This window comes from Serratia proteamaculans, from assembly GCF_013337185.1.
GTDB classification, from domain to species: Bacteria; Pseudomonadota; Gammaproteobacteria; order Enterobacterales; family Enterobacteriaceae; genus Serratia; species Serratia proteamaculans_D.
The window spans coordinates 202054-218704 of the sequence record NZ_SWDE01000007.1 but is presented as its reverse complement, the minus strand read 5'-3'; the positions used below and the strand labels follow the sequence as shown (position 1 = coordinate 218704).

The window sequence follows — 16651 nt, the reverse complement described above, 5'->3', positions numbered from 1 at the left end:
CGAGTCATCATGTGGCGCCGACTGATCTACCACCCGGAAGTTAATTACGCACTGCGGCAAACGCTGGTGCTTTGCCTGCCGGTACTGCTTGGCCTGCTGATCGGCCAACTGCAATACGGCCTGTTATTTTCTCTGGTTCCCGCCTGCTGTAACATCGCCGGGCTGGACACGCCTCACAAACGTTTTTTCAAACGCCTGATCGTCGGCGGTTCACTGTTCGCATTCAGCAGCCTGTTACTGCAGCAAGCCCTGTTATGGCAATTACCGCTGCCGATACTGATGCTCGGCCTGGCGCTGCTGCTCGGCGTCAACGGTGAAATAAGCCCGCTACACGCCCGTCTGCTGCCTGCTGCACTGGTTGCCGCCATCTTCTCCCTCAGCATGGCCGGTTCAGTACCGCTTTGGCATGCGCCGCTGTTATATGTGGTCGGCACCGCCTGGTACGGGCTGTTCACCTGGTTCTGGTTCAAGCTGTGGAAAGAGCAGCCGATGCGCGAGTCGCTCAATCAGCTCTATCTGGAGTTGGCGGACTACTTCGAAGCCAAATACTCACTGCTGACTCAGCATACCGATCCACAGACCGCGTTACCGCCGTTGTTGGTACGTCAGCAAAAGGTGATGGATCTGATCACCCTGCTGTATCAGCAACTGAACTTTCTGCCGCACGCCAGCAACCTCGAGCAAAAACGTCTGCAACGTACTTTTCAGGTCGCGCTGGATTTGCAGGAACACATCACCGTCAGCCTGCACCTGCCGGAAGAGGTACAAAAGCTGGTAGAACAGAGCCAGGCCGAAGCGATTATCCGCCGCAACGCGCAGGTGATTGCCGGCCGGCTACGCACGGTGGCGCACGATATTCTCTACCACCAGCATTCGCAGCGCTTCAAAATGGACCATGAACTGCTGGCATTGGAAAAAGTGGCCGCGCAGCACCCGGACAATCCGGTTGGGCAGTTCTGCTACTACCACTTCAGCCGCATCGCCCGTCTGCTGCGTACCCAGCATCCACTCTACCGGCGTGACTTGATGGCCAATCAAAACCGCCTGCCGTTTTGGCCGGCGCTGGTCAGTTATCTGTCGTTCAAATCCAATGCCCTGCGTAATGCGGCACGATTAGGCGTCACGCTGGCGGCAGGCAGCAGCCTCGGGATGATGTTCAACCTGCCGAAACCCTACTGGATCCTGCTCACCATCATGCTGGTAAGCCAGAACGGCTACAATGCCACCCGGGTGCGCATCCAGCACCGTGCGCTCGGAACCCTGGCCGGACTCGTCATCGCCGCCGGTCTGCTGCAATTACAACTGCCCGAAGCCGAGACCCTGGGCGTGATGCTGGTGATTACGCTGCTGGCCTATCTGGTATCACGTAAAAACTACGGATTGGCGGTTATTGGTTTTACGGTGACGGCGGTCTACACCCTGCAACTGCTGGCACTCAACGGCACCCATTTCCTGGTACCGCGCCTGATCGACACCCTGATTGGCTGCGTGCTGGTGTTCGGCAGTACCATCTGGCTGTGGCCGCAGTGGCAAAGCGGTCTGCTGCGCAAGAACGCCCACCAGGCGCTAGAGAACGATCAGCAGGCGCTGCGTCTGTTGCTGGAGGAACAGGAACCCGACCCCAGCGCACTGGCCTATGCCCGCATGCAGGTCAATCAGGCGCACAATGCGTTGTTCACCTCGCTGAATCAGGCCATGCAGGAGCCGGGGTTTGAGTCGAATTATTTGGCGGATATGCGCCTGTGGGTGACGCACAGCCAGTTTATTGTCGAGCATCTGAATGCGATGACCATCCTGGCGCGCGAGCACTATATGCTGACGCCAAAACTGGCGGAGGAGTATCTGCAATCTTGTGAGATTGCGCTGCAAAGCTGTCAGCAGCGGTTGGAATACGACGGGCCGAGCAGTGGCAACAGCATTATGCAGCCGCCGGATTTGCACCCGGATATGCCGGTGACCGAAATGGAGCGCCACCTGCGGCGCATTCTTTCGCACCTGAGCGTCATGCATACCATCTCGTCATTAGCCTGGAGCCAACGCCCACACCACGGCATCTGGCTGAAACGCAAACTGCGCGATGAATAAAGGCGCCCTATAGCGCCTAATGCTTGTCAGTTAAGGTGATATTGTTCCCTCTCCTTTGGGCTGTCTCTTGATCAGATCTCCTGATCAAGAGACAGCTCTGGAGAGGGGGACGCCAACTTAAACAACGTCGTACATTCTGATTCAGAACTTTGCTTAACTGACCGGCATTACCCTATGGCGCCCGGTTATCCATGCAACAAATTAAGCGTTAATCACGTCCTGCACCGCCAATTCAAACAGCGCCATGCCCTGGTCGATGTCCTGGGTTTCCACCACCAGCGAAGGGGCAAAGCGGATCACATTTGGTCCGGCATTGAGGATCATCAGCCCACGAGCGGCAGCTGCGGTCAGGAAATCGCGCGCCTTGCCATGGTATTGCGGCGTTAATTCAGCCCCAATCAGCAGACCCATGCCGCGAATATCGCTGAAAATACCGTACTTCTCACCAATTTTCTTTAACGCCTGTACGTATAACCCATGACGCAACTCAATGCCGCTCAGTACTTCCGGCGTATTGATCACGTCCAACGCCGCTTCCGCCACCGCACAGGCCAGCGGATTACCGCCGTAAGTGGCGCCGTGGGTACCGACCTGCATCACCGAGGCAATCTCTTCGGTGGCCAGCATGGCGCTGACCGGGAAACCGCCGCCAAGCGCTTTGGCCGTGGTAAGAATGTCCGGCGTCACACCATAGTGCATATAGGCAAACAGCTTACCGCTGCGCCCCATGCCGCTTTGCACTTCGTCGAACACCAGCAGCGCCTGGTGCTTGTCGCACAGTTCGCGCACGCCCTTGAGGAATTCGGCATCAACCGGGGTAATCCCCCCTTCCCCCTGGATCGGCTCCATCACCACCGCACAGGTATGGTCGTCCATCACTGCTTTCACCGCCGCCAGGTCGTTGAAGGGAACGTGAACGATGTCGGCCGGTTTTGGCCCAAAACCATCAGAATACTTGGCCTGCCCACCCACCGAGACGGTGAATAGCGTGCGACCGTGGAAAGCGTTATAAAACGCGATAATTTTGGTTTTGTACGGGCTGTGGCGGGTAATGGCGTAATGACGAGCCAGCTTGAAGGCCGCTTCGTTGGCTTCTGCACCGGAGTTGGCGAAAAACACCCGGTCGGCAAAGGTGGCGTTGATCAACTTGGTGGCCAGACGCAGCGCCGGTTCGTTGGTGAAAACGTTGCTGGTATGCCACAGGGTTTCGCCCTGCTGTTTCAGCGCCTCGACCAAAGCCGGATGACAATGCCCTAACGCCGTCACCGCAATGCCACCAGAGAAATCAATATACTCTTTCCCCTCCTGGTCCCACACGCGGCTACCTTTGCCCCTGACAGGAACAAACTGCGCGGGTGCATAAACAGGCAGGATAACCTGGTCAAAGGTACTGCGGCTAACTGCGGATTTTTCGGTCATTATGGGGCCCACCCTGAATGTGACTCAGTCTTTTGGTTGCGATTGAGTGAAAATATAATCACAAAATATGCATAAAAAACCAATAAAGGGCAAACGCAAATCGTCTTCGCGATTAAAAAAAACCTAACCGATTAACTTTTAAGGAAATTATCCAACAGCTGGTGACCCTGCTCGCTAAGGATACTCTCCGGGTGGAACTGCACCCCTTCCAGCGCCAGTTGGCGGTGGCGGATCCCCATAATCTCATCGCGTACGCCGTCGCGCTCGCTCCAGGCCGTCACTTCAAAGCAGTCCGGCAAAGTAGCGGCCTCAAGCACCAGCGAGTGATAGCGGGTCACGGTCAACGGATTGTTCAGTTCGTGAAAAACACCGCTGTTGAAATGCCGGATCGCCGAGGTTTTACCGTGCATGACCTCACGGGCACGCACTACCTTGGCGCCAAAGGCCTGCCCCAGAGCCTGGTGCCCCAGGCAAACGCCAAGGATCGGCAGCTTGCCGGCGAAATACCGAATAGCCGCCAGCGAGATGCCGGCTTCGTTTGGGGTGCAAGGGCCAGGGGAGATAACCAAATGCTGCGGGGCCAGCCTTTCGATATCGGCCAGTTGCAGTTCGTCATTACGCTTCACCAGCACTTCGGCGCCTAATTGGCAGAAGTACTGGTAAAGGTTATAGGTAAAAGAATCGTAGTTATCGATTAGCAGCAGCATAGGGGTTCCAACAGACAGCATGGTAAGGGGCTCGCCCCGATTGACACCGGTGCATTATACAACGCCCCTGCAATACTGCCGCCAGCGATAATTGCAGCTTACTTTTTGCGGCCGCCCATAATCGACCCCAGCACCCCACGCAGGATCTGTCGGCCAAGGTCCCGCGCCATGCTCTTGGCGGCGGTCTGGACGATACCGTCACGCTTGCCACCACGCGGGCCGGTGGAACCAAACAGGATATCGTTCAGGCCGCCCATCAAGCCACCGCCCGCCTGCTGCTGTGCCTGCGGTTGCTGCGCCGGCTGACCGGGTTGCGGCGTGCCGACGGTAGCAAAACCTGCCGAAGATAACTTCTCATAAGCGGATTCGCGGTCAATCATGTCCTCGTAGCGGCCATACAGCGGCGACTTGTTGATCGCACTGTTCAGCCCTTCGGCCCCCAGCATACCCATTTTGGATTCCGGTGCGATCACCATCGCTCGCTCTACCACATTTGGCCGCCCTTTCTCATCCAGGAACGACACCAGCGCCTCGCCTACGCCCAGTTCGGTGATCGCCGTTTCGGCGTCGAAGGCCGGATTGGCACGCATGGTTTGTGCCGCCGCCTTCACCGCCTTCTGGTCGCGAGGAGTAAAAGCACGCAACGCATGCTGTACGCGGTTGCCTAACTGACCCAGCACGCTGTCCGGAATATCCAGCGGGTTCTGGGTCACAAAGTAGATGCCGACGCCTTTGGAGCGGATCAGGCGCACCACCTGCTCGATTTTAGTCAGCAATGCCGCCGGCGCATCGTTGAACAGCAGATGTGCTTCATCAAAGAAGAACACCAGCTTTGGCTGTTCCGGGTCGCCCACCTCTGGCAGGTGTTCGAACAGTTCGGCCAGCAGCCACAGCAGGAACACCGAATACAGCTTCGGCTGATTAATCAGTTTGTCCGCCGCCAGCAGGTTAATCACCCCGTGGCCATTGGCATCGGTTTTCATCAGGTCGTTGATGTCGAGCATCGGTTCGCCGAAGAACTGGTTGGCACCCTGCTCTTCCAGCGTCAACAGCCCACGCTGGATAGCGCCCACCGAAGCCGAAGAAATATTGCCGTATTGGGTCTGGAACTGTTTGGCGTTGTCACCCACGTACTGCACCATGGCACGCAGATCTTTCATGTCTAACAGCAGCAGCGCGTTATCGTCGGCAATTTTGAACACCAACTGCAGTACGCCACTTTGCACTTCGTTCAAATCCAGCAAACGGCCCAGCAGCAGCGGGCCCAAATCAGACACGGTGGCGCGGATTGGGTGGCCTTTTTCACCGTAAATGTCCCATGGAATAATGGTACAGGCCTGCGGCTGCCAGTCAGTGACGCCAATGGCCGTCAGGCGTGCCTGCAATTTCTCGGAGGGCACGGCTTCGGCACCAATCCCCGACAGGTCACCCTTCACGTCGGACAAAAATACCGGAATGCCGATACGCGAGAACTGCTCGGCCATTTTTTGCAGCGTCACGGTTTTACCGGTCCCGGTTGCGCCGGTGATCAGACCATGGCGGTTGGCCAATGCGGGCAAGATAACCAGATCCTGTTCGGGTTTCCCGTCTTTCATCGCTTTGGCAATAATCCGTGCTTCACTCATTTTCTTTTCCTTGGACGCTGACGTGGCGCGAAAAGCGCCAGTGGATGTCAATAAAGCTATAAGCGTGGCGTAACCCCGTCAAGGACAAACAAAAAGGGCGTCATCAAGACGCCCGCAAAGCCAAGAATTTCAGAATCGCCCTAACCACGCAGCCCCAGCTCTTCTTTCAGCGCTTTCAGGTAGCGACGGCTGACCGGTACCGGCTCGCCGACCGGCATGATCATTTCCGCCGCGCCGTTGTCATCAAAGCGAATCTCGCGCACCTGCTCCAGATTAACCAGATACTGGCGGTGACAACGCACCAGCGGCGTTCGCATTTCCAGCGTGCGCAGCGTCAGCTCGGTAAAGCACTCCATGCCGTCATTGCGGACCACGAACACCCCACTCAGCCGTGAACGAATCGCCACCACTTCGTCAAAGCGCAGCAAATAGATGCGGCTGTGGCCGGTGCAGGGGATGTATTTCAGGTAGCCGGCGCTTTCATCCAGCGCGGCGATATTCTGCTGCCCCCGTTGCTGCTGCAGGCGCTGCAACGTTTTACTCAGCCGCTTCGGTTCCGCCGGCTTCAGCAGATAGTCAAACGCATGCTCTTCAAAGGCCTGCACCGCATATTCGTCATAGGCGGTCAGAAAGACGATATGCGGCATACGGTTGGGATCGAGCATGCCTACCATCTCCAGCCCGGTGATGCGCGGCATCTGAATATCCAAAAACACCACGTCCGGCTGCAGACGATGGATCCCGCTGATGGCCTCTATCGCATTGGCGCATTCGCCAACAATAGCGATGCCTTCTTCAGCCTCCAGCAAATGCCGCAGGTTATCGCGCGCAGAAGGTTCATCATCGACAATCAGTACATTTAACATCAGGCAGCCCTCGCCAAAGGGACATTGATCGTAATGCGAGTGAATGTTTGCGGCTCACAGGCTACCTGTACGCCATAGTCGTCGCCGTAGCGTACGCGGATACGCTTATCCACCAGGTTCATCCCCAGCCCACTGTTGTTCGGCTGCGATTGGAATAATCCCGCATTGTCGGTTACCTGCAGCAACAAACACTCTCCTTCGCGCCGCGCACCGATATCAATCCGCCCCACTCCCAACAACTGCGAAGTACCATGCTTGATGGCATTCTCAACGATCGGCTGCAGTGAAAATGCCGGTAGCCTTACTGCCAACAGATCCTGCGGTAACGAAACCACGACCTCCAGCCGATCGGCAAAACGCGCCAGTTCGATTTGCAGGTAGGCATTCACATGCTCGAGTTCGTCCGCCAGGCTGACCTCATCACCGGAACGCTTGAGGTTCTTGCGGAAAAAGGTCGAGAGGTTTTGCACCAACTCACAGGCCCGGTCACCGTCACGGCGGATCACCGCCACCAGCGTATTCAGGGCGTTAAACAGGAAGTGCGGATTGACCTGCGCATGCAGTAATTTGATTTCTGACTGCGCCAGCAGCTGTTTATGTCGCTCATACTGGCCGGCCATAATCTGTGCGGATAACAGGCTGGCGATACCTTCCCCCAGCGTACGGTTGATGGTACTGAACAACCGGCTCTTCGGCTCATACAGTTTGATGGTGCCGATCACCCGCTGATTTTCACCGCGCAGCGGGATCACCAGCGTCGAGCCCAGTTTGCAACTGGAGTTAATCGAGCAGCTGTAGGAGTGCTCATTGCCGTCGGCGTAGACCACTTCGTTGTTGTCGATCGCACGGTGCGAGTGCTTTGATGAAATCGGCGTGCCCGGCAGGTGGTGGTCGTCACCGATGCCGATAAACGCCAGCAGTTTATCGCGGTCGGTTATCGCTACGGCGCCGATGCCCAGCTCCTGATAGATTACTCGTGCCACCTTCATGCTGTTTTCCTGATCAAACCCCTGTCGCAAAATCCCTTCGGTACGTTCGGCAATCTTCAGCGCCTTGGCGGAAAACGCACCGGTGTATTTCTCGAACATCGCTCGCCTGTCCAGCAGGATTTGCATGAACATCGCGGCCCCCACCGTATTGGCGATCAACATCGGCAAAGCGATATGTTCCACCAGCCGCAGCGCCTCGTCGAACGGGCGGGCGATCGCCAGGATAATCACCATTTGCAGCACTTCGGTCACCAGCGCAACTCCGGCGACAAACAGCGGATTAAACAGCAGGTCGATACGCCGGTGACGCATGGCGATGCTATGCACCAGTCCGCCCACCAGTCCTTCCGCCACGGTTGATACCGCACAGGCGATATCGGTCATGCCCCCCAGAGTATAACGGTGCAGGCCACCGGTCAGCCCCACCAGCAGCCCCACCGAAGGCCCGCCCAGCAGGCCGCCCAATACGGCGCCGATCGCGCGGGTGTTGGCAATGGAACCTTCGACATGCAGACCGAAATAGGTGCCCATGATGCAGAACACCGAGAAAATGACGTAGCACAATAGCTTGTGCGGCAGGCGAATGGTCACCTGCGTCAGCGGAATGAATAACGGGGTTTTGCTCAGTAAATAAGCAATGACAAGATAAACGCACATCTGCTGCAACAGCAGCAGAACCTGGCTAAATTCAAACATGGCAGCAGCTCATCCCTTAACAAAACAGATGCAGAACGCCGGGTTTCCGGTCTGGTTATAAGCTGGCGATTAAAGCATGTGAAGGGGGAAAAAACAGTGATGCAGGCAAGGCTTCCGGGGAAAGCAACGCAGCCGGCCCACCTGGGGCCGGCGCAAAATCATTATGGCAGCACTTTCGCTGACAGAATGACGATAGGTTTGCTCGGAACATTCTGGTACGGGCCGACGTTGCCGGTCGGTGCCTGGGAGATTTTATCTACCACGTCCATGCCTTTAACTACTTTACCGAATACCGCATAGCCGAAATCGCGCTGGCCGTGATCCAGGAAGGCGTTATCCGCCACGTTGAGGAAGAACTGGCTGGTGGCACTGTCTTTGTCGGCGGTACGCGCCATCGAAATGGTGCCGCGCAGGTTGCGCAGGCCGTTATCCGCTTCGTTCTTGATCGGTGCCTGGGTGGATTTTTGCTGCATATCCGCAGTAAAGCCACCGCCCTGAACCATAAAGCCCGGGATCACACGGTGGAAAATGGTGTTGTTGTAATAGCCGCTGTTCACGTAGTCGACGAAGTTCTTGGTGGAAACCGGAGCCTTCTGACTGTCGAGCGCCAATTCGATATTCCCTGCCGAGGTAGTCAGCATGACATGAGTTTCGCCGGCGGCGAGCGCGGCAGGTGCCATTGCTGTCAGGGAACACAGCGCAACGAAGGTCACTAAAGTACGTTTGAACATTAACGGGTCCTTTCTCTGAGAGACAAACAACGGAAAAGCGCCTTGATTCTAAAGAGCTGCACCTGCGAGTGCCAGCCATTTACCTATATTTACGTAATACTGGGACATATCTCAGTCAGCCCCGGATTTTACTGCCAAAAGTATGATCGCCTTAGACCTTTTTGCCAACTGCATCACGCATTTTTTGCCCTTTTTACACCTTGGTTGTTTTTTGCGACACAACTCCCGGTTTCATTTTCCATTCCCGTTACTCTAGACAAATGAGAGCGCTCTCATTTTGGCGCAACGATAAGAATCATGAATGTCCGCCGGCACCACTGCCGAGCAATACAGGAGAAATAATGTGAGTGAATTGATGACTGAAACTGAAATCAGCCCCGATTTTGAAAGCACCATCATGGAGCTGCTGGTGTTCTCCGGTGGCGCCCGCAGCAGTGCGCTGATGGCGCTGCAACAAGCGCGTGCCGGCGACTTTACCGCTTCAGCCAAACACATGGCCGAATCCAAACAGTCGGTAAAAAAGGCCCATCTGATCCAGACCCAACTGATCGGCCTGGACGAAGGCTGCGGCAAACTGACCATCAACCTGATTACCGTTCATGCCCAGGATCATCTGATGAATGCCATGGTGATCCAGGATCTGGCAGATGACATGATCGAGCTTTACCGCCGTCAGGCCCAGATGGAGGTTCGCGCATGAAATCGTTAAAAATCGCTGTCATCGGCGGCGGCAGCAGCTACACGCCGGAATTGGTCGATGGCTTGATCCAGCGTATCGAAGAACTGCCGGTCACCGAACTGGCGCTGGTGGACGTTGAGCCTGGCCGTGAAAAGGTCGAGATTATTGCCGCCCTGACCGAACGCATGCTGGCGCGCCACGGGCTGGAGCAGGTGAAGGTCAGCGTGCATTTCGAACTGGATGAGGCCATTCGCGACGCCAATTTCGTTCTGACCCAGTTCCGCGTTGGCCAGTTACCGGCACGCGCCGCCGACGAGCGTTTAGGGCTGAAATACGATTTAATCGGCCAGGAAACCACCGGCGTTGGCGGCTTCGCCAAAGCATTGCGCACCATTCCGGTGATGCTGGATATCGCACGCCGGGTAGAAAAACTGGCACCTGACGCCTGGATCATCAACTTCACCAACCCAGCCGGCATCGTCACCGAAGCCGTCTCTCGCTACACCAAAGCGAAAATCATCGGCCTGTGCAACGTGCCGATCAGCATGCATCACATGATTGCCAATATGCTGAAAGTCCCTTCTCAAGAGGTGCAGTTGCAGTTCGCCGGGCTCAATCACATGGTATGGGTGCATCAGGTGCTGCAAAACGGGCATGACGTCACCGACAAGGTGATCGACATGCTGTGCGACGGCGCGGCGCTGACCATGAACAACATCAAGGAAGAACCTTGGCAGCCGGACTTCCTGCGCGCCGTCGGGGCGATCCCTTGTCCCTATCACCGTTATTTCTACCAGACCAAAGAGATGCTGGCCGAAGAAATTGCCGCTGCGGCCGAACGCGGTACCCGCGCCGAGCAGGTGATGAAGGTGGAGAAAGAGCTGTTTGAGCTGTACGCCGATCCGCATCTCGACAGCAAACCGGAACAGTTAAGTTTCCGCGGTGGATCATATTATTCGGAAGTGGCGCTGGAGCTAATTCGTGCGATCCATAATAATCTCGGGACGCAATTAGTCGTCAATACCGCAAACCGTGGCGCTATTCGCGGTTTACCGGACGACGCTGTGATAGAAACCAACTGTATCGTCGACGCTCAGGGTGCCCATCCGCTGACCTTCGGCACGCTGCCGGACTCGATGCACGCGCTGACCCAACAGGTCAAAGCCTATGAGCGCCTGACCATCGAAGCCGCAGTGCATGGCGATCGCCGCAGTGGCCTGCTGGCGTTGGTCACCAACCCGTTGGTCGGCAATGCCAATGTGGCGCAGCCGCTGTTGGATGAAGTGCTGGCGGTAAATGCGCCTTATCTGCCTCAGTTCAAATAACCGTCGGGCCAATCGCGGTTGCTGATACATTGCTATACCTAATGTACAGGGGTCGCTGCGTCGACCCCATTTTTGTCGTAATCAGGAGTCGGATGATGGTGACACTGGAAGATGTCGCAGCCCTGGCGGGCGTGTCCCGCGCCACCGTGTCACGCGTAGTGAATGGCGATACCAACGTTAAGAGTCAAACCCGCGAGAAGGTTGAAAAGGCGGTGGCCCAACTTGGCTACACCCCCAACCCGGCCGCCCGCGCGCTGGCCTCCAGCCACAGCAATACCCTGGGGTTGGTCACCACCTCCTATCGCGGCGGCTTCTTCGGCGCACTGATGGACTTTGTGCAAACCGAAGCCGAATCCCACGGCAAACAATTGCTGGTGACCCAGGGACGTAACAGTGCGGAAAACGAATGGCAGGCGATTCAACGACTGTTCAATCTGCGCTGCGATGGCGTGATCCTGCACGTGCGTTTCCTCAGCGATGACCAGTTACGCCAACTGGCGGCGGAACAACGTCGCTTTGTGCTGCTCGATCGTCTGGTGCCCGGTCTGGAAGCGCACTGCGTCACCTTCGATCACCAGTACGCCAGCCGCATGGCAACACAACAATTGATTGATGCCGGCCACCGGTATATCGCCTGTATCAGCGGCCCGCGAGACCGCCCTTCCAGTCTCTTGCGGCTGCAGGGTTTTGAACAGGCCATGCAGGCCGCGCATATCAAACCGCTCGCCTGCACCGAAGGGCTTTACGATCTGGAGAGCGGTTATCGCTGCGCCGATCAATTGCTGAAAATGAAAACCCTGCCCACCGCCATCTACTGCTGCAATGAAGAGATGGCCATCGGCGCACTGCTGGCCGTCAACGAACACCGCCTGCGGGTGCCGCAAGATATTTCGCTGATCTGTTACGACAGCGGTGAACGCGCGCCCTTTGTCCGCCCGGCGCTGACCAGCGTACATTTCCCGATCAGTGAAATGGCGCAATATGCCGCCCGCCTGCTGATTGACCCGGCCACGCCACCGGTTAGCTTTGCGCCGACAGTCATCAGCCGCGACTCGATCGTGACGGCGAGCAAATAGATCACAAAAATATTTCAGCGCCTCTCATTGATTGCATCAAAAAATAGATAGCCATCACAAAAACTCCCGTTGTCTGTGCTAGGATCCGCTCCCTGGTGGCCTGATCGGGACTTTTTTCTGCTTTTGCCAGGAAAAGCCAGCGGCCTTAATCCAGCGTTATACCCTATGAATTTCAAATTGCAGCTAGGCGACCAGCTCGCTCATCCCCAGGCGCTTACAAAAGTTAAGTAACTGGGGTGAGCGAGTGCAGGTAACAACGCTGCGGTTTGAAAGGCGACGGGAATAATCCTAACAGACATAATCAGGCCTATATAATGAATGACAGCAACCGTCTACGGCTTACCTGGATCAGCTATTTTTCTTACGCGCTGACCGGTGCTTTAGTTATCGTCACAGGGATGGTGATGGGGAACATTGCAGAGTACTTTAATCTGCCGGTTTCCAGCATGAGTAATACCTTTACCTTCCTTAACGCCGGTATTTTGATTTCGATCTTCCTCAATGCCTGGCTGATGGAAATTATCCCGCTGAAACGTCAACTGATGTTTGGCTTTGTGCTGATGGTGCTGGCGATTGCTGGCCTGATGCTCGGCAAAAGCCTGACCATGTTCTCGTTGTGCATGTTTATCCTTGGCGTGGTCAGCGGTATCACCATGTCGATAGGCACCTTCCTGATTACCCATATGTATGCCGGCCGCCAACGCGGTTCGCGCCTGCTGTTCACTGATTCCTTCTTCAGCATGGCCGGGATGATCTTCCCGATTGTCGCCGCGATGCTGTTGGCGCGTCAGATCGGCTGGTACTGGGTGTACGCCTGCATCGGCCTGCTGTACGTGGGTATCTTTGTGCTGGCCCTGTTCTCCGAGTTCCCGGTACTGGGCAACAAAGGTGCCGACGCCGGCCAGCCGGTGGTGAAAGAAAAATGGGGTATCGGCGTGCTGTTCCTGTCGATCGCCGCACTGTGCTACATCCTTGGCCAGCTGGGTTTCATTCAGTGGGTACCGGAATACGCCACCAAGTCGTTCGGAATGGATATCAGCCAGGCCGGTAAGCTGGTGAGCGATTTCTGGACCTCGTACATGATCGGCATGTGGGTGTTCAGCTTTATCCTGCGCTTCTTCGATTTGCAGCGTATCGTCACTATCCTGGCCGCTTTGGCGACCGGTGCGATGTACCTGTTCGTCAGCACCGATAACCCGGAACACCTGGGCTACTACATTATGGCTCTGGGCTTCGTTTCCAGCGCGATCTACACCACGCTGATCACGCTGGGCTCGCTGCAGACCAAGGTTTCCTCACCGAAACTGGTTAACTTCATCCTGACCTGCGGCACCATCGGCACCATGCTGACCTTCGTGGTCACCGGCCCGATCGTAGCCAAAGGCGGCGCACACGCGGCGCTGACTACCGCCAATGGTCTGTACCTGGCGGTATTCGTGATGTGCCTGCTGCTCGGTTTCGTCACCAAGCACCGCAGCCACGGTCACGTAACCAACTGATCTGCCAGCATGATGTAAAAAGCACCTTTGCCAACAGATCAAAATCCGGTGAGTCCCCCTCACCGGATTTTTTATATGTCGCTTGCTGACAAAGTGAGTCTGAGCACATAAACCTTTGCTATTCGTCATCACTGCCTCAACTAATTAAAAAGACTTTTAATGAGCACTCATGTTATTAAAGAGTTGTTTAATAACGTTCAGACTTATTAAAGGAGTGTTTAATGAAACGCACATCTGGCCGATTTGTGGCAACCCAAAGCCATCACGAAACCGTTAATGCCTTTATGCCTGAGCCTTTACCGCCAACGGCCCCTGATCTTGACGCAAAATCCTATCAACAACCCAATCACCTAGCTGAACTTGCTCTGGCCAGACTATCAGGCATGACAGGACTGGTGACATCCGGAGAATGGCTCATTTACAGTGCAATACGGCGAGAGGCCCTGCTCACTTCACAGCTTGAAGGGACTCAGGCGACGCTGACAGATGTTTTTGATGAAGAAGCCGGGTTGTCTGTGACCAATGCGAATGACGTCGAGGAGGTCACCAGGTACCTACAAGCCTTCAAATTTGTCCGTGAGCAGATACTCTCTCCAACGGGATTACCTGTATCAGTCCGCTTGCTCACCCAAGCCCACAAAGTTCTGCTGGATGGCGTTCGTGGGGCGAATAAGCAGCCGGGCAATCTACGTACCAGTCAGAACTGGATTGGTGGCACGCGTCCAGGTAATACAGCGTATGTCCCACCGCCGCCAGAACATGTCACCCATTTACTGGCAGATCTTGAGATATTTATACACGATGAAAAAACCACCTTGCCTCCCCTGGTGAGGATCGCTTTGGCACATGCCCAATTTGAGACCATTCACCCTTTTCTTGATGGCAATGGCCGTATAGGTCGTCTGTTAATCGCCATGCTGCTTGAAACATGGAAACTTTTACCCCAACCATTATTGTATGTATCGGGGTATCTGAAGGCCCATCAGGCTGAGTACTACCGCTGTTTGTCTGAAATCCGCAGCCATGGAGATTGGGAGTCCTGGGTGGTTTTCTTTCTCAAAGGGGTTGAAATAGCGGCAGAGGAAGCGCAGCAGAGCATCATTCAGATAGCTTCGTTGATCGCGACTGACAGGAAGAAAATTCTCGCAACTGCATCAAGTACATTACAAACGCTGCGCCTTTTTGAGTTATTACCTACAATGCCAAAGTTAACGGTGGAACGAGCTCAGGCGGAGTTAGCCGTCTCCTTCCCTACTGCCAACGCCGCCATCAAAGCGCTGGAAAATGCAGGGATACTGCTGGAAACGACTGGTCGGCTAAGAGGCAAAAGCTACGTCTATCAGGCCTACGTAGATGTGTTGCGTAATGATTAAAAACAAAGCGTATAAGGCTTTGGCAACAAAAGAAAATAGAGTTGCAGCCAACCTCAACGCCGGAAATCCACCTTCTCATCCTGCGCCAGATACAGCGTGGTTTCTGCCGGCTGGGTTTCGGCAATCACCGTGCCCTGACGTATCGAGTAACGCACCGGCGTCTGTCGGCGCACCGCATCAAAGCCGCTATCGGCCGGCAATATCACCAGGTTGGCACTGTTGCCCGCCGTCAGGCCATAGTCGGTCAGATGTAGAGTGCGCGCGCTGTGGCTGGTAATCAGTTTCAGCCCGTCGTCGATCTGGCCGTATCCCATCAGTTGGCACACGTGCAACCCCATATGCAGTACCTGTAGCATGTTGGCTGTGCCCAGCGGATACCAGGGATCGAACACATCATCATGGCCGAAGCAGACGTTAATTTCCGCCTCCAGCATCTCCTTCACCCGGGTGATACCACGCCGTTTCGGGTAGCTGTCGAAACGCCCCTGCAGGTGAATATTGACCAGCGGGTTGGCGACAAAGTTGATGCCGGACATTTTCAGCAGGCGGAACAGCCGTGAGGTGTAAGCGCCATTGTAAGAGTGCATCGCCGTGGTGTGGCTGGCGGTGACTCTGGCGCCCATATCCAGCTTAAGCGCCAGCGCCGCCACGGTTTCGACAAAGCGCGACTGTTCGTCGTCTATCTCATCACAGTGAACATCCACCAGCCGATCGTATTTCTGCGCCAGGGCAAACGCCTTGTGCAATGACTCCACACCGTACTCACGCGTAAATTCAAAGTGCGGGATGGCCCCCACCACATCGGCCCCCAGCCGCAGCGCCTCTTCCAACAGCGCTTCGCCGTTGGGATAAGACATGATACCTTCCTGCGGAAAAGCGACGATTTGCAGCGTGACCCAGGGGGCGACTTCCTGTTTCACTTCCAGCATCGCACGTAGCGCGGTCAGGGTTGGGTCGGAAACGTCAACGTGGGTACGCACGTACTGCACGCCGTTGGCAATCTGCCATTTCAGCGTCTGCCAGGCGCGTTGTTTGACGTCCTCGTGGGTCAGCAACGCCTTGCGCTCGGCCCAGCGCTCAATGCCTTCAAACAGGGTGCCCGACTGGTTCCAGGCCGGCTGCCCGGCGGTCTGGGTGGTATCGAGATGGATATGCGGTTCAACAAATGCCGGCAGCGCCAGCCCTCCCTGCGCATCCAGCACATCGCTGCGCCATTCCAGCCCCTCCGGCTGCGGCACGATATGGGCGATGCGCCCCTGCTCAATGGCCAATTGCCACAGCCCTTCATGCCCGCTCAGACGCAGGTTATCGATAAACTTCAATGGACTCTTGGCCACCCTTCACCTCTGCTGTTCCAGCCTGTTTCATTCATCATACTGGCAGCTGATCAGACTGACAAAGCCACCAATAATTTATTAAAGTCCTCATTACTCTCAAATGGGTAGAGTTCGCATTAACTGGCTCGTTTCAGCTAAAGATGAATAAAAACCGCAACTTATCAAATAACGATAAAAATCATTCATATACCACATTAGGGGTATATGGAGGAGTGCTTGATTTGCATCAATAAATTGCCCACAG

The 16651-nt window shown here is 55.6% G+C and carries 13 protein-coding genes; 6 read left to right on the top strand and 7 right to left on the bottom strand.

The features are described from left to right. Window positions 1-9: 9 nt before the first annotated feature. Window positions 10-2085 (top strand): YccS/YhfK family putative transporter, encoded by a 2076-nt coding sequence (locus tag FCL49_RS22095; protein WP_174355158.1) that lies wholly within the window; start codon window positions 10-12, stop codon window positions 2083-2085. A 201-nt stretch (window positions 2086-2286) separates the two neighbouring features. Here the strand turns inward: FCL49_RS22095 and argD are convergent, their stop codons facing one another. The 6 genes from argD to ppiA form a co-directional block, all read right to left on the bottom strand. Continuing rightward, on the bottom strand, window positions 2287-3504 hold the full coding sequence (gene argD / locus FCL49_RS22090; RefSeq protein ID WP_217434521.1) for a bifunctional acetylornithine/succinyldiaminopimelate transaminase: 1218 nt from the start codon (window positions 3502-3504) through the stop codon (window positions 2287-2289). 131 nt (window positions 3505-3635) lie between these two features. Beyond that, a complete protein-coding gene (locus FCL49_RS22085) occupies window positions 3636-4211 on the bottom strand; it encodes an aminodeoxychorismate synthase component II (RefSeq protein ID WP_174355157.1) in 576 nt (191 codons plus the stop codon). A 98-nt stretch (window positions 4212-4309) separates the two neighbouring features. Further along, the gene (locus FCL49_RS22080; RefSeq protein WP_174355156.1) at window positions 4310-5836 is read right to left on the bottom strand and encodes a helicase HerA-like domain-containing protein; all 1527 of its coding nucleotides are present in this window, start codon (window positions 5834-5836) and stop codon (window positions 4310-4312) included. A gap of 140 nt (window positions 5837-5976) precedes the next feature. Next, the gene (gene btsR / locus FCL49_RS22075) at window positions 5977-6702 is read right to left on the bottom strand and encodes a two-component system response regulator BtsR (RefSeq protein ID WP_174355155.1); all 726 of its coding nucleotides are present in this window, start codon (window positions 6700-6702) and stop codon (window positions 5977-5979) included. Next, complete coding sequence (locus FCL49_RS22070) at window positions 6702-8387, bottom strand: sensor histidine kinase (RefSeq protein ID WP_174355154.1); 1686 nt, start codon at window positions 8385-8387, stop codon at window positions 6702-6704. Before FCL49_RS22070 ends, btsR begins: the two co-directional genes overlap by 1 nt. A 161-nt stretch (window positions 8388-8548) precedes the next feature. Then, window positions 8549-9118, bottom strand: coding sequence for a peptidylprolyl isomerase A (gene ppiA / locus FCL49_RS22065; RefSeq protein WP_012147266.1), 570 nt, complete (start codon window positions 9116-9118; stop codon window positions 8549-8551). Window positions 9119-9473: 355 nt separating this feature from the next. On the opposite strand from ppiA, the gene FCL49_RS22060 reads away from it, so the two are divergent. The 5 genes from FCL49_RS22060 (at window position 9474) to FCL49_RS22040 (ending at window position 15070) form a co-directional block, all read left to right on the top strand. After that, complete coding sequence (locus FCL49_RS22060; protein WP_135318338.1) at window positions 9474-9818, top strand: PTS lactose/cellobiose transporter subunit IIA; 345 nt, start codon at window positions 9474-9476, stop codon at window positions 9816-9818. Next, window positions 9815-11122 (top strand): 6-phospho-beta-glucosidase, encoded by a 1308-nt coding sequence (locus tag FCL49_RS22055; RefSeq protein ID WP_174355153.1) that lies wholly within the window; start codon window positions 9815-9817, stop codon window positions 11120-11122. Before FCL49_RS22060 ends, FCL49_RS22055 begins: the two co-directional genes overlap by 4 nt. Before the next feature lie 95 nt (window positions 11123-11217). After that, window positions 11218-12198 carry a LacI family DNA-binding transcriptional regulator gene (locus FCL49_RS22050; protein ID WP_174355176.1) on the top strand — a complete coding sequence of 327 codons (981 nt, stop codon included), beginning with the start codon at window positions 11218-11220 and terminating at the stop codon, window positions 12196-12198. A gap of 314 nt (window positions 12199-12512) precedes the next feature. Then, on the top strand, window positions 12513-13697 hold the full coding sequence (gene tsgA, locus FCL49_RS22045; protein WP_135318340.1) for an MFS transporter TsgA: 1185 nt from the start codon (window positions 12513-12515) through the stop codon (window positions 13695-13697). Between the two features lie 221 nt (window positions 13698-13918). Further along, the gene (locus FCL49_RS22040) at window positions 13919-15070 is read left to right on the top strand and encodes a Fic family protein (protein ID WP_174355152.1); all 1152 of its coding nucleotides are present in this window, start codon (window positions 13919-13921) and stop codon (window positions 15068-15070) included. A 53-nt stretch (window positions 15071-15123) separates the two neighbouring features. Here FCL49_RS22040 and FCL49_RS22035 read toward each other — a convergent pair whose 3' ends face one another. Further along, window positions 15124-16392: a cytosine deaminase gene (locus FCL49_RS22035; RefSeq protein WP_217434524.1), complete on the bottom strand. Its 1269-nt coding sequence runs from the start codon at window positions 16390-16392 to the stop codon at window positions 15124-15126. Window positions 16393-16651: the final 259 nt, after the last annotated feature.

What these genes read in the sequence shown, in the direction of transcription:
- FCL49_RS22095 (WP_174355158.1), top strand. Translation starts at nt 10, where the DNA reads ATGTGGCGCCGACTGATCTACCACCCGGAAGTTAATTACGCACTGCGG.
- argD (WP_217434521.1), bottom strand. Translation starts at nt 3,504, where the DNA reads ATGACCGAAAAATCCGCAGTTAGCCGCAGTACCTTTGACCAGGTTATC.
- FCL49_RS22085 (WP_174355157.1), bottom strand. Translation starts at nt 4,211, where the DNA reads ATGCTGCTGCTAATCGATAACTACGATTCTTTTACCTATAACCTTTAC.
- FCL49_RS22080 (WP_174355156.1), bottom strand. Translation starts at nt 5,836, where the DNA reads ATGAGTGAAGCACGGATTATTGCCAAAGCGATGAAAGACGGGAAACCC.
- btsR (WP_174355155.1), bottom strand. Translation starts at nt 6,702, where the DNA reads ATGTTAAATGTACTGATTGTCGATGATGAACCTTCTGCGCGCGATAAC.
- FCL49_RS22070 (WP_174355154.1), bottom strand. Translation starts at nt 8,387, where the DNA reads ATGTTTGAATTTAGCCAGGTTCTGCTGCTGTTGCAGCAGATGTGCGTT.
- ppiA (WP_012147266.1), bottom strand. Translation starts at nt 9,118, where the DNA reads ATGTTCAAACGTACTTTAGTGACCTTCGTTGCGCTGTGTTCCCTGACA.
- FCL49_RS22060 (WP_135318338.1), top strand. Translation starts at nt 9,474, where the DNA reads ATGACTGAAACTGAAATCAGCCCCGATTTTGAAAGCACCATCATGGAG.
- FCL49_RS22055 (WP_174355153.1), top strand. Translation starts at nt 9,815, where the DNA reads ATGAAATCGTTAAAAATCGCTGTCATCGGCGGCGGCAGCAGCTACACG.
- FCL49_RS22050 (WP_174355176.1), top strand. Translation starts at nt 11,218, where the DNA reads ATGGTGACACTGGAAGATGTCGCAGCCCTGGCGGGCGTGTCCCGCGCC.
- tsgA (WP_135318340.1), top strand. Translation starts at nt 12,513, where the DNA reads ATGAATGACAGCAACCGTCTACGGCTTACCTGGATCAGCTATTTTTCT.
- FCL49_RS22040 (WP_174355152.1), top strand. Translation starts at nt 13,919, where the DNA reads ATGAAACGCACATCTGGCCGATTTGTGGCAACCCAAAGCCATCACGAA.